4 protein-coding genes and 1 tRNA gene are annotated in these 4,201 nt (G+C 38.6%); all 5 read left to right on the forward strand.

Translation table 11 applies throughout. From position 1 onward, the window contains the following. Positions 1–275: 275 nt before the first annotated feature. Positions 276–1,064 carry a GTP-sensing pleiotropic transcriptional regulator CodY gene (gene codY, locus HT723_RS01105; RefSeq protein ID WP_023940284.1) on the forward strand — a complete coding sequence of 263 codons (789 nt, stop codon included), beginning with the start codon at positions 276–278 and terminating at the stop codon, positions 1,062–1,064. After that, positions 1,064–1,639, forward strand: a complete 576-nt coding sequence (locus HT723_RS01110) for an isochorismatase family cysteine hydrolase (RefSeq protein ID WP_023940283.1) — start codon at positions 1,064–1,066, stop codon at positions 1,637–1,639. The genes codY and HT723_RS01110 overlap by 1 nt, the downstream gene beginning before the upstream one ends. Positions 1,640–1,719: 80 nt before the next feature. Beyond that, a tRNA-Leu gene (locus HT723_RS01115) sits at positions 1,720–1,805 on the forward strand. A 281-nt stretch (positions 1,806–2,086) separates the two neighbouring features. Beyond that, positions 2,087–3,217: a sn-glycerol-3-phosphate ABC transporter ATP-binding protein UgpC gene (ugpC, locus tag HT723_RS01120; RefSeq protein ID WP_100104588.1), complete on the forward strand. Its 1,131-nt coding sequence runs from the start codon at positions 2,087–2,089 to the stop codon at positions 3,215–3,217. Between the two features lie 271 nt (positions 3,218–3,488). Next, positions 3,489–4,001 (forward strand): adenine phosphoribosyltransferase, encoded by a 513-nt coding sequence (locus HT723_RS01125; protein ID WP_023933925.1) that lies wholly within the window; start codon positions 3,489–3,491, stop codon positions 3,999–4,001. Positions 4,002–4,201: the final 200 nt, after the last annotated feature.

Raw genomic sequence — 4,201 nt, forward strand, 5'->3', positions numbered from 1 at the left:
AAACTAGGAAACTAGCCGCAGGCTGTACTTGAGTACGGCAAGGCGACGTTGATGCGGTTTGAAGAGATTTTCGAAGAGTATAAATAAAATCATTATATTATATTTTATAACGTTATAATATACAAAAAATAGGCAAATTGTCAATAGAAAAGGAACAACTTAATTAAAAATATTCTGGTTTTTAAAAATTGCAATTAAATAAGCAATTTTCAGATAATAATTGAAAATTCAAGCTGTTTATGTTATAATGATAGCGATTAAATTCGAGGTGAAAAATGGCACATTTATTAGAAAAAACTAGAAAAATTACTTCTATCCTGAAGCGCTCAGACGAGCAGTTGCAGGAAGAGCTTCCCTACAATGCGATTACCCGTCAATTGGCAGATATTATTGACTGTAACGCCTGTATCGTTAATAGCAAGGGACGTCTCCTTGGCTATTTTATGCGTTACAAAACCAATACAGATCGTGTAGAGCAATTCTTTCAAACTAAAATTTTCCCGGATGACTACATTCAAGGTGCGAACATGATTTACGATACAGAAGCCAATCTGACAGTTGATCATGATTTAAGTATTTTTCCTGTGGAAAGTCGGAACGACTTTCCAGATGGTTTGACGACTATTGCACCGATTCATGTATCGGGGATTCGCCTTGGTTCTTTAATTATTTGGCGCAATGACAAAGAATTTGATGACGAGGACTTGATTCTTGTTGAGATTGCCAGTACCGTTGTTGGAATTCAGCTTCTCAACTTCCAGCGTGAGGAAGATGAGAAAAATATCCGTCGCCGTACTGCTGTTACCATGGCGGTTAATACCCTTTCTTACTCTGAACTCCGTGCTGTTTCAGCCATTTTAGGAGAGTTAAATGGAAATGAAGGGCAGTTGACTGCGTCAGTGATTGCAGATCGTATCGGAATCACTCGTTCTGTGATTGTCAATGCCCTGCGTAAACTTGAATCTGCGGGGATTATTGAAAGTCGCTCACTTGGAATGAAGGGAACCTACCTAAAGGTCTTGATTTCAGATATTTTTGAAGAAGTGAAGAAAAGAGATTACTAATGACTAAGGCTTTAATTTCGATTGATTATACAGAAGATTTTGTTGCAGATAGTGGAAAATTGACAGCAGGCGCTCCAGCCCAGGCTATTTCGGATGCCATTAGCAAGGTGACTAGACTAGCTTTTGAACGTGGAGACTACGTCTTTTTTACCATTGATGCGCACGAGGAAAATGATTGTTTCCATCCAGAAAGTAAACTATTCCCTCCTCATAATCTGATTGGGACGAGTGGACGGAATTTATATGGAGATTTGGGGATCTTTTATCAAGAGCGTGGTTCAGACAGTCGTGTCTTTTGGATGGATAAACGCCATTACTCAGCTTTTTCAGGGACTGACCTAGATATTCGTTTGAGAGAGCGTAGAGTGTCTACCGTTATCTTAACAGGTGTCTTGACGGATATCTGTGTCCTGCATACAGCTATCGATGCCTATAATCTAGGATATGACATCGAGATTGTTCAACCAGCTGTTGCTTCTATCTGGCCTGAAAATCATCAATTTGCCCTAGGCCATTTCAAAAATACACTTGGAGCTAAGTTAGTAGATGAAAATCTAAATGAAATTTTAGAGTAATTTGGTTGATGAAATGAAAAAAATTGAAAAAAAGTGTTGACAAGCATCCCAAAAGTTGATATACTAGTAAAGTAATCGACGCGGGGATGGCGGAATTGGCAGACGCGCAGGACTAAGGATCCTGTGACCGCTTTAGGTCGTGAGGGTTCAAGTCCCTCTCTCCGCATAGGATAAGAGTTAGCTTAGGCTAGCTCTTTTGTATTTCTCTAAAAAATTAGAATCCAGTCAAATGTAGTGGAGAATCAGCGAAAATATGGGAAAGCTGATCCTTGTTTCTGCTTTTGTATAGAAGAATAATAAAGATTATCTTCTTCAAATTCTCCGATATTCTCTAAAGTTTTGTGCAAGTTGCACAGAACTTTTTTGTTTTTTTGGTCACCTTGCCATAGAAATGTAAAACGTTTTCATATATAATATAATTATCAAAAGACAAAAGGAGTTCACCTCATGGTAGAATTAAATCTTAAAAATATTTACAAAAAATATCCAAACAGCGAACACTATTCAGTTGAAGATTTCAACTTGAACATCAAAGATAAAGAATTTATCGTTTTCGTAGGTCCTTCAGGATGTGGTAAATCAACTACACTCCGTATGATTGCTGGTCTTGAAGACATCACAGAAGGTACTGCATCTATCGATGGCGTGGTTGTCAACGACGTAGCTCCAAAAGACCGTGACATCGCCATGGTATTCCAAAACTACGCTCTTTACCCACACATGACTGTTTATGATAACATGGCTTTCGGTTTGAAATTGCGTAAATACAGCAAAGAAGACATCGACAAACGTGTGCAAGAAGCAGCTGAAATTCTTGGATTGAAAGAATTTTTGGAACGTAAACCAGCTGACCTTTCAGGTGGTCAACGTCAACGTGTTGCCATGGGTCGTGCCATCGTCCGCGATGCAAAAGTATTCTTGATGGACGAACCTTTGTCAAACTTGGATGCCAAACTTCGTGTATCAATGCGTGCTGAAATTGCGAAAATCCACCGTCGTATCGGAGCTACAACTATCTATGTAACTCACGACCAAACAGAAGCGATGACACTTGCAGACCGTATCGTAATCATGTCAGCAACTAAGAACCCTGCTGGTACAGGTACTATCGGACGTGTGGAACAAATCGGTACTCCTCAAGAAGTTTACAAAAACCCAGTTAACAAATTCGTAGCAGGATTCATCGGAAGCCCAGCTATGAACTTCATCAATGTGAAATTAGTTGGTAGCGAAATTATTTCAGACGGTTTCCGTTTGAAAGTTCCAGAAGGAGCATTGAAAGTTCTTCGCGAAAAAGGCTACGAAGGTAAAGAATTGATCTTTGGTATCCGTCCAGAAGACGTGAATGCAGAACCTGCTTTCCTTGAAACATTCCCAGACTGTGTTGTAAAAGCGACTATCTCTGTATCAGAACTGCTTGGTTCAGAATCTCACCTTTACTGCCAAGTTGGTAAAGACGAGTTTGTTGCAAAAGTTGATGCTCGTGACTACTTGCAAACAGGTGCAACAGTTGAGCTTGGATTTGACTTGAACAAAGCACACTTCTTCGATGTAGAAACTGAAAAAACAATCTACTAAAATAAATAAAATTCAAAGCACTACAAGAAAAGATATCTCTTTATCAATTGTAGTGGAGAGATATCAGTTAATCTAGGGAGAGAAACAAAATGCTTCTCTCCTTTTTGCTAGGGAAGTCATATTATGCATCTATATTGTGACGTGCCTTGAATAAAAATGGTCGTCTTATTTGACTTATAGGGTGACTAGCAAATGAAATATTGTTTTCCCTTTCTTCTTTACTGGAAAATATGCTATAATAGAGAGTAAAAACTTTGAAAGAAAGAAAAAGATGAATTTAAAAGATTACATTGCAACAATTGAAAATTATCCAAAAGAAGGTATCACCTTCCGTGATATTAGTCCTTTGATGGCTGATGGAAATGCTTATAGCTACGCTGTTCGTGAAATTGTTCAGTATGCTACTGACAAGAAAATTGACATGGTTGTAGGGCCTGAGGCTCGTGGATTTATTGTGGGCTGTCCAGTTGCCTTTGAGTTGGGAATTGGTTTTGCACCTGTTCGTAAACCAGGTAAATTGCCACGTGAAGTCATTTCTGCTGACTATGAAAAAGAGTACGGTGTTGATACCTTGACTATGCATGCGGATGCAATCAAACCAGGTCAACGCGTTCTTATTGTAGATGACCTCTTGGCAACAGGTGGAACTGTTAAGGCAACTATCGAGATGATTGAAAAACTTGGTGGTATTGTAGCAGGTTGTGCCTTCCTTGTTGAATTGGATGAATTGAACGGCCGTGAAAAAATCGGGGACTACGATTACAAGGTTCTTATGCATTATTAATGAAAAACAGTCCCTGGGGCTGTTTTCTCTACATTAGGATATAAAAATAGACTATAGCTAGTTAGAGAAAAACTATAATTGAAAACTATATCTTCTTGCAGTATAATAAAAGGACTATGTGTTTGAAATTTAGTTTCATACTCAATGAAAATCAAAGAGCAAACTAGCCGTAAGCTGCTCAAAGTACAGCTTTGAGGTTG

This window comes from Streptococcus sp. 2106, from assembly GCF_013277315.1.
GTDB lineage: Bacteria > Bacillota > Bacilli > Lactobacillales > Streptococcaceae > Streptococcus > Streptococcus pseudopneumoniae.

Excerpts from the sequence above, each read along its gene's own strand:
- codY (WP_023940284.1), top strand. The coding sequence starts at position 276 with ATGGCACATTTATTAGAAAAAACTAGAAAAATTACTTCTATCCTGAAG.
- HT723_RS01110 (WP_023940283.1), top strand. The coding sequence starts at position 1,064 with ATGACTAAGGCTTTAATTTCGATTGATTATACAGAAGATTTTGTTGCA.
- ugpC (WP_100104588.1), top strand. The coding sequence starts at position 2,087 with ATGGTAGAATTAAATCTTAAAAATATTTACAAAAAATATCCAAACAGC.
- HT723_RS01125 (WP_023933925.1), top strand. The coding sequence starts at position 3,489 with ATGAATTTAAAAGATTACATTGCAACAATTGAAAATTATCCAAAAGAA.